The sequence below is a fragment of the Mesorhizobium sp. RCC_202 genome, assembly GCF_041355295.1.
Classification (GTDB): domain Bacteria; phylum Pseudomonadota; class Alphaproteobacteria; order Rhizobiales; family Rhizobiaceae; genus Mesorhizobium.
On the sequence record NZ_JBFUPO010000001.1, the window covers coordinates 590,604 to 603,704 of the forward strand.

Consider the following 13,101-nt stretch of genomic DNA (forward strand, 5'->3'; position numbering starts at 1 on the left):
TGACGCTAAGGCGTTGCAGCGGTTACAGAATTCTGCACCGTTGCGCTCTACGGCAGCAGTCACGGCATGGATCCTCCGGTCAAGCCCGAGGATGACGAAAGCGCGAGGGGCCTAGGCAGCAAAAACCTTCTCACCCCCGATCCAAACGCCGCTGACGTCCAGCTCGTCCGTCAGCCCAACGATGTCGGCCGCTGTGCCGTTGGCGAAGCGGCCCAGCCGATGCGCCTGGCCGATCGCTTGCGCCGGATAGAGCGAGGCCATGCGCAAAGCTTCGGCGAGTTCCAGGCCGACGACGCGATGGACGAAGCGCACCGCCGAGATCATGTCCAGATCGGCGCCGGCCAGCGTGCCGTCGGCAAGCCTGAGGCTGCCATCCTTGCGATAGACGGTGCGGCCGTTGAGCGTGAAGGACGTCATGTCGGTGCCGATCGTCGCCATGGCGTCGGTGACCAGCACGATCTTGCCCGGGCCTTGCTTGGCGCGCAGCGCCAATATCATGGTGGCCGGGTGGACGTGGATGCCGTCGGCGATGATGCCGGCCGACAGACTGCCGACATCGATTGCCGTGCCGGCAAGGCCAGGCTCGCGATTGCCGATCTGGCTCATGGCGTTGAACAGATGCGTGACCACCGTGGCGCCGGCCACGGCAAACGCGTTGGCCGTCTCGTAGCCGGTGTCGGAATGGCCGAGGCTGACGATGACGCCGGCCTTGGCCAAAGCCGTGACACGGGATACGTCAACCGATTCCGGCGCAATCGTAGTCAGCAACACCGGCAGATCCCGGCGCAGTCCGATAAGCGCCGCCTGATCGGCATCGGTCATCGGCCGAATAAGCGCCGGATCATGCGCACCCTTGCGGGCAATGGAGAGATGCGGCCCCTCCAGATGCAGACCCAGGAAACCCGCCACTTTTTCCCGGGCTGCCTCCGTGCCGGCTGTTATGGCGGCAGTGGTGATCGCCGGCGTATCGGTGATCAGCGTTACCAGCAGCGCCGTGGTGCCGAAGGGCGCGTGGGCGCGGCAGATGGTTTCGATCGAGGCGACATCGGGATGGTCGTTGAGCATGACGCCGCCGCCGCCATTGACCTGGATGTCGACGAAGCCCGGCGCCAGCAGGCCGCCGCCGGTGTCGACGGGCGTCACGCCGGATGGAAGCGCACCGGCGGGCAGGATGGCCTCGACGACATCGCCGTTGACGACGAGGGCGGCATTGTCATGCCAGTCGTCGCCGTCGAAGATACGGGCGCCGGTGAGTGCGAAACGGTCGCTCATACGGTTTCCGTCACCTTGCGCAGGTTGCGCGGGGTGTCCGGATCGAGACCGCGATGACGGGCGAAGGCCTCGACGAAGCCGTAGAAGGACACGATCAGCGGCAGCGGATCGGTCAGCGGATGTCCAGTGGCGACATGCGGCAGAAGCCTGGCCGCCTTTGCCCTGTCCGACGTGATGAAAGCGGCCGCGCCCTTGGCCGCGACGCTGTCGGCGGCCTCGGCAACGGACGGCTCGGATGCATCGCGGGCAGCAAGCGCCAGAACCGGGAAACCCGGCCCGACCAGGGCCAGCGGCCCGTGCATGACCTCGGCGGCGCTGTAGGCCTCGGCATGCATGGCGCAGGTTTCCTTGAATTTCAGCGCCGCCTCGCTGGCGATCGCGAAGGACGGACCACGACCGAGGATGAACAGCGATTGCGGGTTCTCGAGCGCGGCGGCCAGCGCCATCCAGTCGCAGGCGATCGCTTTCTCGAAATGCTCGGGGAGCCGGGCGAGCGCGGCCAGCAACGCCTGATCGCCGGTGCTGTGCGCCATCAGCGCCAGACCGGCGACGGCCGAATTGACGAAGGTCTTGGTGGCCGCGACGCTGCGCTCCGGCCCGGCGAGGATATCGATGGCGTAATCCGAAGCGCGCGCCAGCGGCGAGTCGGCCGTGTTGGTGATGGCAACAGTCAGCGCGCCGCCGGCCCGTGCCGTCTCTGCCATGGCAACGATGTCGGGGCTTTTGCCGGATTGCGAGATCGCAAGGCAGGCGGAGCCACGCAATCTCAGCTTGGCGCCGTAGATCGAGGCGATCGACGGACCGACCGAAGCGACGGCAAGACCTGCCGTCAGCTCGACCGCGTATTTCATGAACGTCGCGGCGTGGTCGGAGGAGCCGCGCGCCACGGTGACGACGAAATGCGGGTCGCGCTCGCGCAGGCCGCGGCCGGCCTCGGCAAGGACGGCTGACGACCCGTCGAGCAGACGGGCGGCGGCCTCGGGGATCTCGTCGATCTCGCGCCGCATATGAGTGGTGTTGGCGTTCATGGCCGGCTCTCCTCTCCCGGCCCGGTCAGCCGGAGTTCCGCGACGAAATCATAGGCGTCGCCCCTGTAGACCGAGCGGGTGAATTCGATCACCTTGCCGCTCGCAAGATAGGAAATGCGCTCGATATGCAGACCGGCAACCCCGGGCGGTACTTCCAGAAGGCGAGCATCGGAGTCGCCGAGATTGGTGGCGGAGATGCGCTGCACGGCGCGGACCGGGCGATTGCCGGTCAACCCCAGCGTCGCATAGAGCGATGAGCCGATCGCCTCGGGATCGGGCAGCACGCTGGCTGAAATTGCCGCGCGCTCGATCGCCAGCGGCGTGTCGTTGGCCACGCGCAGGCGCGAAACGCGGGCCACGAGCTCGGTCGAGGACAGGCCGAGCACCATCATCTCGTCGGGCGATGGCGCAAACAGGCCGCGGTCGAGCCAGACGGAGCGCACGCTCATGCCGCGGCGCGCCATGTCTTCGGTGAAGGAGGTGAGCCGGGACAATGATTGCTCGACGCGCTCCATGCGCGGCGCCACGAAGGTGCCTGAACCATGGCGCTGGACAAGAAGGCCGCCCTTGACGAGATCCTGCACCGCCTTGCGCACAGTGACGCGCGAGATATCGGCCTTGCTGGCGATGTCACGTTCCGACGGCAGCGCGTCGCCGGGGCCGATCAGGCCGCGATTGACCGCTTCCTCGATGCTTTTTCGCAGTTGCAGGTAAAGCGGCGCACCGCTCTGCGAAGATTCCTTCAACATGGCGAAGATCTGGTCGGCGGCGCTCATCGCGGCGCCTCCGGCAACATGGCGAAGACCTGGTCGCCGGCGCTCATCGCGGCGCCTCCGGCAACATGGCGAAGATCTGGTCGCCGGCGCTCATCGGACAGCCTCCGAACCAGGCGCGAAGATGCGCACGGCCATCTGCACGGCGCCGCCGAGCGCATCGTCGAGCGGGGCTTTCAGCAGCGCCTGATAGCGCGCCGACAAGCGTGGCGCGTAGAGCGGCGCCAGGCCGCCGAGCAGGCAGAGCGGGGCATCGTCGGCCAGATCGAGGGCGTCGAGCGAGGCCTCGACGTCGGCGACCGCCTTGTCGAGGATCCAGTTGGCGACGAGGTCGCCCTTTTGCGCATGATCAAAGACTTTTGGCGCGAAGCCGCCGAAGTCGCCGGGCTTGGCGTTGGTGGTGAACTCGACCACGTCCTCCGGATTGTTGCGGAAGACGGCAAGCATGGCATCCGTCAGCGGCGAGCCGGCACGAATGCCATCGTAAGCAAGCAGTGTCTGTTCTAAAAGGTCGCGGCCGATGCGGGCGCCGCTGCCCTGGTCGCCGACCTGGAAGCCCCAGCCGCCAATGGCGCGCGACTTCCCCTCTTTGCGCGCCATATAGGCGGTGCCGGTGCCCAGAATGGCCATGGCGCCATCGCCCGAGCCGACCGCGCCTTCGAGCGCGATCTCGGCATCGGTTTCGACGCGGCTTTTGCTGAACGGCAGGATCGCCTCGAGCTGCTGGCGGTAGGTGCCGACATTGGCGCCGGCGAGGCCGAGAATGGCGGGCGTGCGTGGGATAAGCTCGGAATCCTCGCCGGCGGCGACGAAGGCCTGCCTTGCCGCCTCGACGATGTTGGCGCGGGCGCCGGTGAGATCGGTGCGGATGTTGGCGGCGCCGCTCCTGGCGCGGCCGACGACGGCGCCGTCGACGGTCGCAAGGGCCGCCCTGCAGCTGGTGCCGCCGCCATCGATGCCAAGCACGAAATTCACGCGATTTCTCCTCGCGGCGGATAATACCAATAAAATACCAATAGCCAAGCGTTAATTTCCGTTTCAAAAAGATTGAGGCGTATTTTATTGAAAATCCATGACATTTTGCCGGCAAGGCACCTGCGACACTCGAAAAGTGTTAATGGATGTGGACAAGTGGTATTTTTTTGGTATTGTTCCCGCAATTGGAGGGCAATGGATGGCCGAGACGCGCACAGAAGCGCTTCACCAGAACGCCGAGGGGCTGGATGTCCAGACCCCGGATGCCATCCTTTCATTCCTCGCAAACGCGCAGATCGAGGCCGCCAAGGCCGTGCACGGCGCCATCCCGGCGATTGCCGCGGCCGCCGAACTTATCGCCAGGCAACTGAGGGCCGGCGGCAGGCTGGCTTATGCGGCCGCCGGCAGTTCCGGCTTGATGGCGGTGGCCGATGCGCTGGAGTTGCCCGGCACATTCGGCATCGCGCGTGACCGCATCGCCATCCTGATCGCCGGCGGCGACGAGGCTTTCCGCACTTTGGCCGGCGGGCCGGAGGACGATACCGAAGAAGCTTCCGCTGCTGTTGTCGCGGCTAATATAGGCAAGGGCGACTGCCTGATTGCCATTTCCGCCAGCGGCTCGACCCCTTACGCTGTCCAGGCATTGAACGACGCACGGAGCCGAGGTGCTGCGACCATCGCGGTCGCCAACAACCGCGGCGCGCCGCTGTTCAAGCTGGCCGATGTCGCGATCCTGCTCGAAACCCCGCCGGAATTGATCGCCGGCTCGACGCGCATGGGCGCCGGCACGGCGCAGAAGATCGCGCTCAACATGCTCTCGACGCTTGCCGCCATCCATCTTGGCCATGTCCATGACGGCTACATGGTCAATCTCGCCGCCGACAACATCAAGCTGCGCGACCGCGCCGTGCGCATGGTCGCCGCCATCAGCGGCAAGAGCCGCGAAGACGCCGCCCGCCTGCTCGAAGAGAGTGGCGGCGTTGTCAAAACCGCCATTCTGCTCGCCGCCGGCGCCGCCAACGCCGATACGGCCGAGAAGATACTGGAAGGAACCGGCCAGAAGCTTCGGCCGGCACTTTCCGCGCTGGGGCATGATCCCGAAAAGTGGAACCCGCTTTTCGGAAAAGATCATGCCCGAACAAGGAAGTAGGGCCTGTTTCATCCCGATTTCATCGGGGTGAAACGGGCTTGCGAGGGGAGCAAGGGGCAATAGCTCCTGTTCTCATCAAAACCGAACCTGAAAAAGGTCAACAGGGAGACTGAACATGACGACCAAACTACTGACGGCACTGCTGCTCGGCACAAGCATCCTCGGCACCACGGGAATCGCGCTGGCCGATGACGTTACGCTGAACATCGAGAGCTGGCGCGGCGACGATCTTGCGATCTGGAAGGACAAGCTGATCCCGGCCTTCGAAGCCAAGAACCCCGGCATCAAGGTGGTGTTCGCGCCTTCGGCCCCGACCGAGTATGACGCGGCCCTCGGCGCCAAGCTCGCCGCCGGCTCGGCGGGCGACCTGATCACCTGCCGCCCGTTCGACAAGTCGCTCGAACTGTTCAAGAAGGGCAACCTTGCCGACCTGACCTCGCTGCCCGGCATGGAGAATTTCTCGCCGGTGGCCAAGTCCGCCTGGCAGACCGACGACGGCAAGTCGAGCTTCTGCGTGCCGATGGCCTCGGTCATCCATGGCTTCATCTACAACAAGGACGCCTTCGACAAGCTCGGCATCAAGGTGCCGACGACCCGCGACGAGTTCTTCGCCGCGCTCGACAAGATCAAGGCCGACGGCACCTACATCCCGATGGCGATGGGCACCAAGGACCTCTGGGAAGCCGCGACCATGGGCTACCAGAACATCGGCCCGAACTACTGGAAGGGCGAGGAGGGCCGCGCCGCTCTGATCAAGGGCGACCAGAAGCTGACCGACAAGGACTGGGTCGCTCCCTATGAAGAACTGGCCAAGTGGAAGCCTTACCTCGGCGACGGCTTCGAGGCGCAGACCTATCCGGACAGCCAGAACCTGTTCACGCTCGGCCGCGCCGCCATCTACCCGGCCGGCTCGTGGGAAATCGGCCTGTTCAACACCCAGGCGCAGTTCAAGATGGGCGCCTTCCCGCCGCCGGTCGAGAAGGCCGGCGACACCTGCTACATCTCCGACCATACCGATATCGGCATGGGCCTGAATGCGGCGTCGAAGAATGCCGACGCGGCCAAGACCTTCCTGTCCTGGGTCGCCTCGCCTGACTTCGCCACCATCTATGCCAACGCGCTGCCGGGCTTCTTCAGCCTGAACTCCGCGCCGGTGAAGATGGCGGATCCGCTGGCGCAGGAATTCGTCTCCTGGCGCGGCAAGTGCAAGTCGACGATCCGCTCGACCTACCAGATCCTGTCGCGCGGCACGCCGAACCTGGAAAACGAGACCTGGGTTGAATCGGCCAACGTGATCAACGGCACCGACACCCCCGAAGCTGCCGCCAAGAAGCTGCAGACCGGTCTCGACGGCTGGTACAAGCCGGCGAAGTAAGACCTCGACAACAGGCCGGCCGGGCGCTTGCCCGGCCGGTACACTGCCCGTTTTGAGATAACGATTGTCGGCGCAGCCTCTCGGTCCTACCCTTATTTGGCGGGGAAGACGAAGCCGGACAATCGCAGGCCTTGTCCTCACCTGGCGGGGACAATCAAGCCGTGCATCGAGGCGTCAGCTAGCATCATTTGACCTGGAACCGAGAGACGGCGGGGACCGAACTCATGGCCGCAGAAATACGACCGAAAAGACCGTTTCGCTGGCATATCGGCGTCTTCCTGGCGCCGGCTGTGCTGGTCTACACGGCCATCATGATCCTGCCGCTCGCCGGCACGCTGCAGCTTTCGCTGTTCCGCAATGTGAGTGAATCGCAGGTCTTCGTCGGGCTTGGCAATTTCCGCACGCTGTTCGGCGACCCCAACTGGTCGGTGGGTTTCTGGAACGCGCTGAGGAACAATGTCTGGTTCTTCATCATCCACATGCTGGTGCAGAACCCGATCGGCGTGCTTCTGGCGGCATTGCTCTCGAGCCCGAGGCTGCGGTTCGCAGTGTTCTACCGTACGGCGATCTTCGTGCCGACGATCCTGTCCTTCGTCATTGTAGGCTTCGCCTGGAAGCTGATCCTGTCGCCGCTGTGGGGCGTGGCGCCGCATCTCATGGACTTCGTCGGCTTGAAGAGCCTGTTCACGCCATGGCTCGGCAAGGAACAGTATGCGCTGACCGCGCTCAGTCTGGTCTCGGTATGGCAGTTCGTCGGCATCCCGATGATGCTGATCTATGCCGCATTGCTGTCGATCCCCGAAGAAGTCATAGAGGCCGCCGAATGCGACGGCATCACCGGCATGGCGCAATTCTGGAAGATCAAGCTGCCGCTGATCCTGCCGTCGATCGGCATCATCTCGATCCTGACCTTCGTCGGCAATTTCAACGCCTTCGATCTGATCTACACGGCGCAAGGCGCGCTCGCCGGGCCGAATTATTCGACCGACATCCTCGGCACCTTCCTCTACCGCGCCTTCTTCGGCTTCCAGCTGCAGGTCGGCGATCCCAATATGGGCGCGGCGATCGCCACGATGATGTTCCTGATCATCCTCGGCGGCGTCTGCGTCTACCTGTTCCTCGTGCAGACGCGCCTGCGTCGCTACCAGTTCTGAGGCGCGCCATGAGCACTGCGACCCGCTCCCTTCCCCGCACCATCGGCGCCCACGCGATCCTGTTGACCTACACGGCGATCGCGCTGTTTCCAGTGATCCTGGTGATCATGAACTCTTTCAAATCCCGCGCCGGCATCTTCGGCGCACCGCTGACGCCGCCGACGCCAAAAACCTTCGACCTGATCGGCTACACAACGGTGATCGGCCAGGGCGACTTCATCCATTATTTCCAGAACAGCTTCGTCGTCACCGTCGGATCGCTGTTCTTCGTGCTGCTGTTCGGCGCCATGGCGGCGTTTGCGCTTTCGGAATATCGCTTTCGCGGCAACACGCTGGTGGGGCTTTATCTGGCGCTCGGCATCATGATCCCGATCCGCCTCGCTACTGTCGCCATCCTGCAGCTGATGGTGGCGAGCGGGCTGGTCAACACGCTGACGTCGCTGATCCTGGTCTACACCGCGCAAGGCCTGCCGCTGGCGATCTTCATCCTGTCGGAATTCATGAAGCAGGTGTCCGACGATCTGAAGAATGCCGGCCGCATCGACGGGCTGTCGGAATACACGATCTTCTTCCGGCTGGTGCTGCCGCTGGTGCGGCCCTCGATGGCGACGGTCGCCGTCTTCACCATGATCCCGATCTGGAACGATCTGTGGTTCCCGCTGATCCTGGCGCCGTCGGAACAGACCAAGACGGTGACGCTCGGCGCGCAGCTCTTCCTCGGTCAGTTCGTCACCAACTGGAACGCGATCCTGGCGGCACTTTCACTGGCGATCCTGCCGGTGCTGATCCTCTATGTCATCTTCTCACGGCAGCTGATCCGCGGCATCACGTCGGGAGCCGTCAAGTGAGCGACGGTCGCGATATTTTCGTCGAGGCCATTGTCGAGACGGCAAACCGCCATGGATTCCGGGGCGTTCGCACCACGAATTTCTACCGGGAATGGCCGGAGACGATCTGCGTTTTGAATCTTCAGAAGTCTTCCTGGGGTCCGCAATTCTACATCAACGCCGCTGTCTGGTTTAAGCGGCTTGGGCCGGAGCGCCGACCGAAGGAATACAATTGCCACATACGTTGGCGCGTCAATTCCCAGATGGGCGATGCACAGTCGAAGGCATTCACCCAGGCGCTGGACCTTGAGTACGCGCTGCCCGACGACAAAAGGCAGTCGCTCGTTAGGGATGGCGTCGACACTTACGGCTTCTGTCTCCTGGCGCGGTGCGACAGCGAGCTGACTGCTTTGCAGGTCGCCGATGAATGCGAGCCGCACGTTTTGGTCGCTCTCGCAGCCCGCAGTCAAGAAAAGGCAGATTGAAATGGCTCAACCGCTTCGCGTTGTCGTCGCCGGCCTCGGTAATATGGGCCGCAGCCATGCGCTCGCCTATCACAACAATGCCGGCTTCGAGATCGCGGCGCTGATCAACCGCTCCGACGTGCCACTGCCGGGCGGTCTTGCCGACCATGAGATCCGGCGCTCGTTCGAAGACGCATTGCGCGACGAGAAGCCGGATGTCGCCGCGATCGCCACCTATTCCGACAGCCATGCCGACTATGCGGTGCGGGCGTTCGAGGCCGGCTGCCATGTCTTCGTCGAGAAGCCGCTGGCAACCACGGTGGCGGACGCGCAACGTGTCGTCGACGCCGCCAAGGCCAACGGCAAGAAGCTGGTGATCGGCTATATTTTGCGCCACCACCCGTCCTGGATGCGGTTGATCGCCGAAGCACGCAAGCTAGGCGGGCCCTATGTCTTCCGCATGAACCTCAACCAGCAGTCCTCCGGCCACACCTGGGGGACGCACAAGCAGCTGATGCAGACGACATCGCCGATCGTCGACTGCGGCGTGCATTACCTCGACGTGATGCTGCAGATCACCGATGCCAAGCCGGTCGAAGTGCGGGGCATGGGGGTGCGGCTGACCGACGAGATCGCGCCCACCATGTACAATTACGGCCATCTGCAGGTGCTGTTCGAGGACGGCTCGGTCGGCTGGTACGAGGCCGGCTGGGGGCCGATGATTTCGGAGACTGCCTTCTTCGTGAAGGACGTGATCTCGCCCAAGGGCTGCGTGTCGATCGTGATGAAAGAGGGCGTGAAGTCCGACGACATCGACACCCACACCAAGACCTCGACCATCCGCCTGCACAGTGCGGCCACCGGACCGGACGGCAAATTCGCTGGGACAGACGAGCTGCTGTCGATGGAAGGCGAACCCGGCCATCAGGAACTCTGCGATGCCGAGCAGGCTTTCCTGCTCAAGGCCATCCGCGAGGATATCGACCTCACCCGCCACATGGACGATGCCGTGAAATCGCTCGCCGTCTGCCTTGCCGCAGACGAGAGCGTGCGCAGCGGCAACGCCGTGAAACTCTAGAACAGGAACGACGCCGTGGGCTCGCTGAAGATCGAGAATGTGAAGAAGGCCTTCGGGCCGGTCGAGGTGCTGAAGGGCATCGACCTGGACGTGACCGACGGCGAATTCGTCGTCTTCGTCGGCCCCTCCGGTTGCGGAAAGTCGACGCTGCTCAGGGTCATCGCCGGCCTGGAGGATTCGACCTCCGGCCGCGTGCTGATCGACGGCGCGGACGTCTCGATCACGCCACCCGCCAAGCGCGGTATCGCCATGGTGTTCCAGACCTATGCGCTCTACCCGCATCTGACGGTCAAGAACAACATGGCGCTGGGTCTGAAGCAGGCAAGCACGCCGGCCGCCGAGATCGAGCGCCGCATCGGCATCGCGTCCGCCATGCTGTCGCTGGAGCCATATTTGGAGAGACGTCCGGCCGAACTGTCGGGTGGCCAGCGCCAGCGCGTCGCCATCGGCCGCGCCGTGGTGCGCGAGCCGAAGCTGTTCCTGTTCGACGAGCCGCTGTCGAACCTCGACGCCGCTTTGCGTGTCAACACAAGGCTGGAGATCGCGCAGCTGCACCGCCGGCTCAAGGCAACCATGATCTATGTCACCCACGACCAGGTCGAGGCGATGACGCTGGCCGACAAGATCGTCGTGCTCAATGCCGGTCGGATCGAGCAGATCGGCGGACCGATGGAACTCTACAATTCGCCGGCAAACGAGTTCGTCGCCGGCTTCATCGGCTCTCCGAAGATGAATTTTGTGGACGGCGCCAGGCTTGGCGAGACGGCCAAGACCATCGGCGTGCGGCCGGAGCACCTGACGGTCGATCCGGAATCCGGCGCCTGGAAAGGCACGGTTGTGCATGCCGAGCATCTCGGCGCCGACACCAACCTCTATCTCGACTGCGAGAAGGCCGGGCTGATCACGGTGCGGATTTTCGGGGTATACGATGCCGAGCCCGGCGCGACGCTTTATGCGACGCCGGAACCAGGAAAGACCTATCGGTTTGGAGCGGACGGGAAGGTGTTGAAGTAAGCGCCAACGCTTCCCTTCCCCCCTTGTGGGGGAAGGTGGATTGCCGCGAAGCGGCAAGACGGATGAGGGGTGTTCCAGCGGAGTGAGACGTTGGCGTTCCCTGGAACACCCCTCATCCGTCGCCTTCGGCGACACCTTCTCCCACAAGGGGAGAAGGGGAAACCTGTGGCGCCTACACGTCGGCCTTGAACGTCTGCTTCTGCTGGCCGAGGCCTTCGATGCCCAGTTCGACGACATCGCCGGCCTTCAAAAACACCGGCGGCTTCATGCCAAGGCCAACGCCGGGCGGCGTGCCTGTCGAAATAATGTCGCCCGGATGCAGCGACATGAACTGGCTGAGATAGGAGACCAGATATTTGACGCCGTAGACCATGGTCTTGGTCGAACCGTTCTGCATGGTCTTGCCGTTGACGGTCAGCCACATTTTGAGGTTCTGCGGATCGGCCACTTCGTCCTTGGTCACCAGCCACGGGCCGGTCGGGCCGAAGGTGTCGCAGGACTTGCCCTTGGTCCACTGACCCTGGCGTTCGGCCTGGAAAGCGCGCTCGGAAACGTCGTGCGCGACGCAATAGCCGGCAACATAATCCAGCGCGTCGTCCTCGCTGACATATTTCGCCGTCTTGCCGATGACCACGGCGAGCTCGACCTCCCAGTCGGTCTTTTCAGAGCCGCGCGGGATCAGCACGTCGTCATCCGGCCCGACGATCGCCGAGCTTGCCTTCATGAAGATGATCGGCTCCGGCGGCACGGTGGCGCCGGTCTCGGCGGCGTGGTCGGAATAGTTGAGGCCGATGCAGATGAATTTTCCAGTGCCGGCGACGCAGGCGCCCATGCGCGGCCTGCCCGAAACCGCCGGCAGCGATTTCGGATCGAGTTTGGCGATCATCTCCAGCGAGGCCGGATGAAGCGTCGTGCCGGCGATATCGGCAACATAAGCCGAGAGATCACGGATCGTCCCATCCGCATCGAGCAGGCCGGGTTTTTCGCTGCCTGCTTCGCCATAGCGCAACAATTTCATCTTTTCTCTCCACCTTGCGGCCAGCGGCCGTTTTCAAAAATTCCCGTCAAAACCAGCGGACCGTAGTCGCCGGCCCCACCGGCGGCAAGCGCGCCATCTGTTCGAGCCGGCTAACGCTTCGATCCACCAACGCGGGGACCGGGTCTTGTCTTCCCGTTCAGCCGTCTATCCTGTTCGGTTCTCCGTCAGATCGACCAACCGCCATCAATGTTGTAGGCCTGCCCGGACGTATAGGTGGCGCCGGCCAGATAGACGGCGAGATCGGCGATCTCTTCCGGCGTGCCGAGCCGGCCCATGGGCTGGCGGGCGATAAAGGCCGCGCGGGCCGCTTCATAGTCGCCTTGCGCATGCATGCGATCCTGCAGCGACGGACTTTCGACGGTGCCCGGACAAATGGCGTTGCAGCGAATGCCCTTGGCGACATAGTCGGCGGCGACCGCCTTGGTCAGGCCGATCACCGCCGCCTTGCTCAGGCCGTAAGCGAAGCGGTTCGGCACGCCCTTCTGCGAGCTTGCCAGCGAGGCCATGTTGATGATCGAGCCGTCGCCCCGCTCGAGCATGCCGGGCAGCACTGCGCGGATGGTGCGGATCATGGCGCGGACATTGAGGTTCAAAGCGAAATCGAGGTCCTCGTCCTTCATCTCCAGGATGGAGCCGGAATGGACGAAGCCGGCGCAATTGAACAGCACATCGACGCGACCGATTTCGGTGAAAGCCGTGGCGACGGCAGCATCCTTCAACACGTCGAGCTTGCGGGTCTTGATGCCCGATGTCTTGCCGAGCTCGGCCAGGAGCTGCTCGTTGATGTCGGTGGCATGAACGATAGCGCCTGCCTTGGCGAAGGCCAGCGCGCTCGCCCGTCCGATGCCTTGCGCCGCTGCCGTGATGACGGCCACCTTGCCTGCCAGATCCGCCACGCTTGTCTCCTCGCCTGGAGCGGTTCACCGTTTCGTGGAAACGGAAAACCGCTCTA

Annotated in this window: 13 protein-coding genes; 7 read left to right on the plus strand and 6 right to left on the minus strand. The window is 63.9% G+C overall.

What is annotated here, in order from left to right:
* Positions 1-111 precede the first annotated feature (111 nt).
* The 4 genes from nagA to AB6802_RS02685 form a co-directional block, all read right to left on the minus strand.
* Positions 112-1,272 (minus strand): N-acetylglucosamine-6-phosphate deacetylase, encoded by a 1,161-nt coding sequence (gene nagA, locus AB6802_RS02670; RefSeq protein ID WP_371008450.1) that lies wholly within the window; start codon positions 1,270-1,272, stop codon positions 112-114.
* Positions 1,269-2,300 carry an SIS domain-containing protein gene (locus AB6802_RS02675; RefSeq protein WP_371008451.1) on the minus strand — a complete coding sequence of 344 codons (1,032 nt, stop codon included), beginning with the start codon at positions 2,298-2,300 and terminating at the stop codon, positions 1,269-1,271. Before AB6802_RS02675 ends, nagA begins: the two co-directional genes overlap by 4 nt.
* Complete coding sequence (locus tag AB6802_RS02680; RefSeq protein ID WP_371008452.1) at positions 2,297-3,076, minus strand: GntR family transcriptional regulator; 780 nt, start codon at positions 3,074-3,076, stop codon at positions 2,297-2,299. Before AB6802_RS02680 ends, AB6802_RS02675 begins: the two co-directional genes overlap by 4 nt.
* Positions 3,077-3,166: 90 nt before the next feature.
* Entirely contained in the window at positions 3,167-4,048 is an 882-nt protein-coding gene (locus tag AB6802_RS02685; protein WP_371008453.1) for a BadF/BadG/BcrA/BcrD ATPase family protein, read from the minus strand.
* A gap of 199 nt (positions 4,049-4,247) precedes the next feature.
* Here AB6802_RS02685 and AB6802_RS02690 point away from each other — a divergent pair, with 199 nt between their 5' ends.
* From AB6802_RS02690 to AB6802_RS02720, 7 genes are all read left to right on the plus strand, one after another.
* Complete coding sequence (locus AB6802_RS02690) at positions 4,248-5,198, plus strand: N-acetylmuramic acid 6-phosphate etherase (protein WP_371008454.1); 951 nt, start codon at positions 4,248-4,250, stop codon at positions 5,196-5,198.
* Positions 5,199-5,313: 115 nt separating this feature from the next.
* A complete protein-coding gene (locus tag AB6802_RS02695) occupies positions 5,314-6,573 on the plus strand; it encodes an ABC transporter substrate-binding protein (protein ID WP_371008455.1) in 1,260 nt (419 codons plus the stop codon).
* 224 nt (positions 6,574-6,797) lie between these two features.
* Positions 6,798-7,727 (plus strand): carbohydrate ABC transporter permease, encoded by a 930-nt coding sequence (locus AB6802_RS02700; protein ID WP_371008456.1) that lies wholly within the window; start codon positions 6,798-6,800, stop codon positions 7,725-7,727.
* A gap of 8 nt (positions 7,728-7,735) precedes the next feature.
* A complete protein-coding gene (locus tag AB6802_RS02705; protein ID WP_371008457.1) occupies positions 7,736-8,575 on the plus strand; it encodes a carbohydrate ABC transporter permease in 840 nt (279 codons plus the stop codon).
* Positions 8,572-9,039: a DUF4304 domain-containing protein gene (locus AB6802_RS02710; protein WP_371008458.1), complete on the plus strand. Its 468-nt coding sequence runs from the start codon at positions 8,572-8,574 to the stop codon at positions 9,037-9,039. The genes AB6802_RS02705 and AB6802_RS02710 overlap by 4 nt, the downstream gene beginning before the upstream one ends.
* Before the next feature lies 1 nt (position 9,040).
* Positions 9,041-10,096: a Gfo/Idh/MocA family protein gene (locus tag AB6802_RS02715; protein ID WP_371008459.1), complete on the plus strand. Its 1,056-nt coding sequence runs from the start codon at positions 9,041-9,043 to the stop codon at positions 10,094-10,096.
* Positions 10,097-10,111: 15 nt separating this feature from the next.
* Positions 10,112-11,110, plus strand: a complete 999-nt coding sequence (locus AB6802_RS02720; protein ID WP_371008460.1) for an ABC transporter ATP-binding protein — start codon at positions 10,112-10,114, stop codon at positions 11,108-11,110.
* A 172-nt stretch (positions 11,111-11,282) separates the two neighbouring features.
* Here AB6802_RS02720 and AB6802_RS02725 read toward each other — a convergent pair whose 3' ends face one another.
* A complete protein-coding gene (locus AB6802_RS02725; RefSeq protein WP_371008461.1) occupies positions 11,283-12,128 on the minus strand; it encodes a fumarylacetoacetate hydrolase family protein in 846 nt (281 codons plus the stop codon).
* 185 nt (positions 12,129-12,313) lie between these two features.
* Positions 12,314-13,045, minus strand: coding sequence for an SDR family oxidoreductase (locus AB6802_RS02730; protein ID WP_371008462.1), 732 nt, complete (start codon positions 13,043-13,045; stop codon positions 12,314-12,316).
* Positions 13,046-13,101: the final 56 nt, after the last annotated feature.

What these genes read in the sequence shown, in the direction of transcription:
- AB6802_RS02725 (WP_371008461.1), bottom strand. Translation starts at nt 12,128, where the DNA reads ATGAAATTGTTGCGCTATGGCGAAGCAGGCAGCGAAAAACCCGGCCTG.
- nagA (WP_371008450.1), bottom strand. Translation starts at nt 1,272, where the DNA reads ATGAGCGACCGTTTCGCACTCACCGGCGCCCGTATCTTCGACGGCGAC.
- AB6802_RS02675 (WP_371008451.1), bottom strand. Translation starts at nt 2,300, where the DNA reads ATGAACGCCAACACCACTCATATGCGGCGCGAGATCGACGAGATCCCC.
- AB6802_RS02700 (WP_371008456.1), top strand. Translation starts at nt 6,798, where the DNA reads ATGGCCGCAGAAATACGACCGAAAAGACCGTTTCGCTGGCATATCGGC.
- AB6802_RS02690 (WP_371008454.1), top strand. Translation starts at nt 4,248, where the DNA reads ATGGCCGAGACGCGCACAGAAGCGCTTCACCAGAACGCCGAGGGGCTG.
- AB6802_RS02705 (WP_371008457.1), top strand. Translation starts at nt 7,736, where the DNA reads ATGAGCACTGCGACCCGCTCCCTTCCCCGCACCATCGGCGCCCACGCG.
- AB6802_RS02695 (WP_371008455.1), top strand. Translation starts at nt 5,314, where the DNA reads ATGACGACCAAACTACTGACGGCACTGCTGCTCGGCACAAGCATCCTC.
- AB6802_RS02715 (WP_371008459.1), top strand. Translation starts at nt 9,041, where the DNA reads ATGGCTCAACCGCTTCGCGTTGTCGTCGCCGGCCTCGGTAATATGGGC.
- AB6802_RS02680 (WP_371008452.1), bottom strand. Translation starts at nt 3,076, where the DNA reads ATGAGCGCCGCCGACCAGATCTTCGCCATGTTGAAGGAATCTTCGCAG.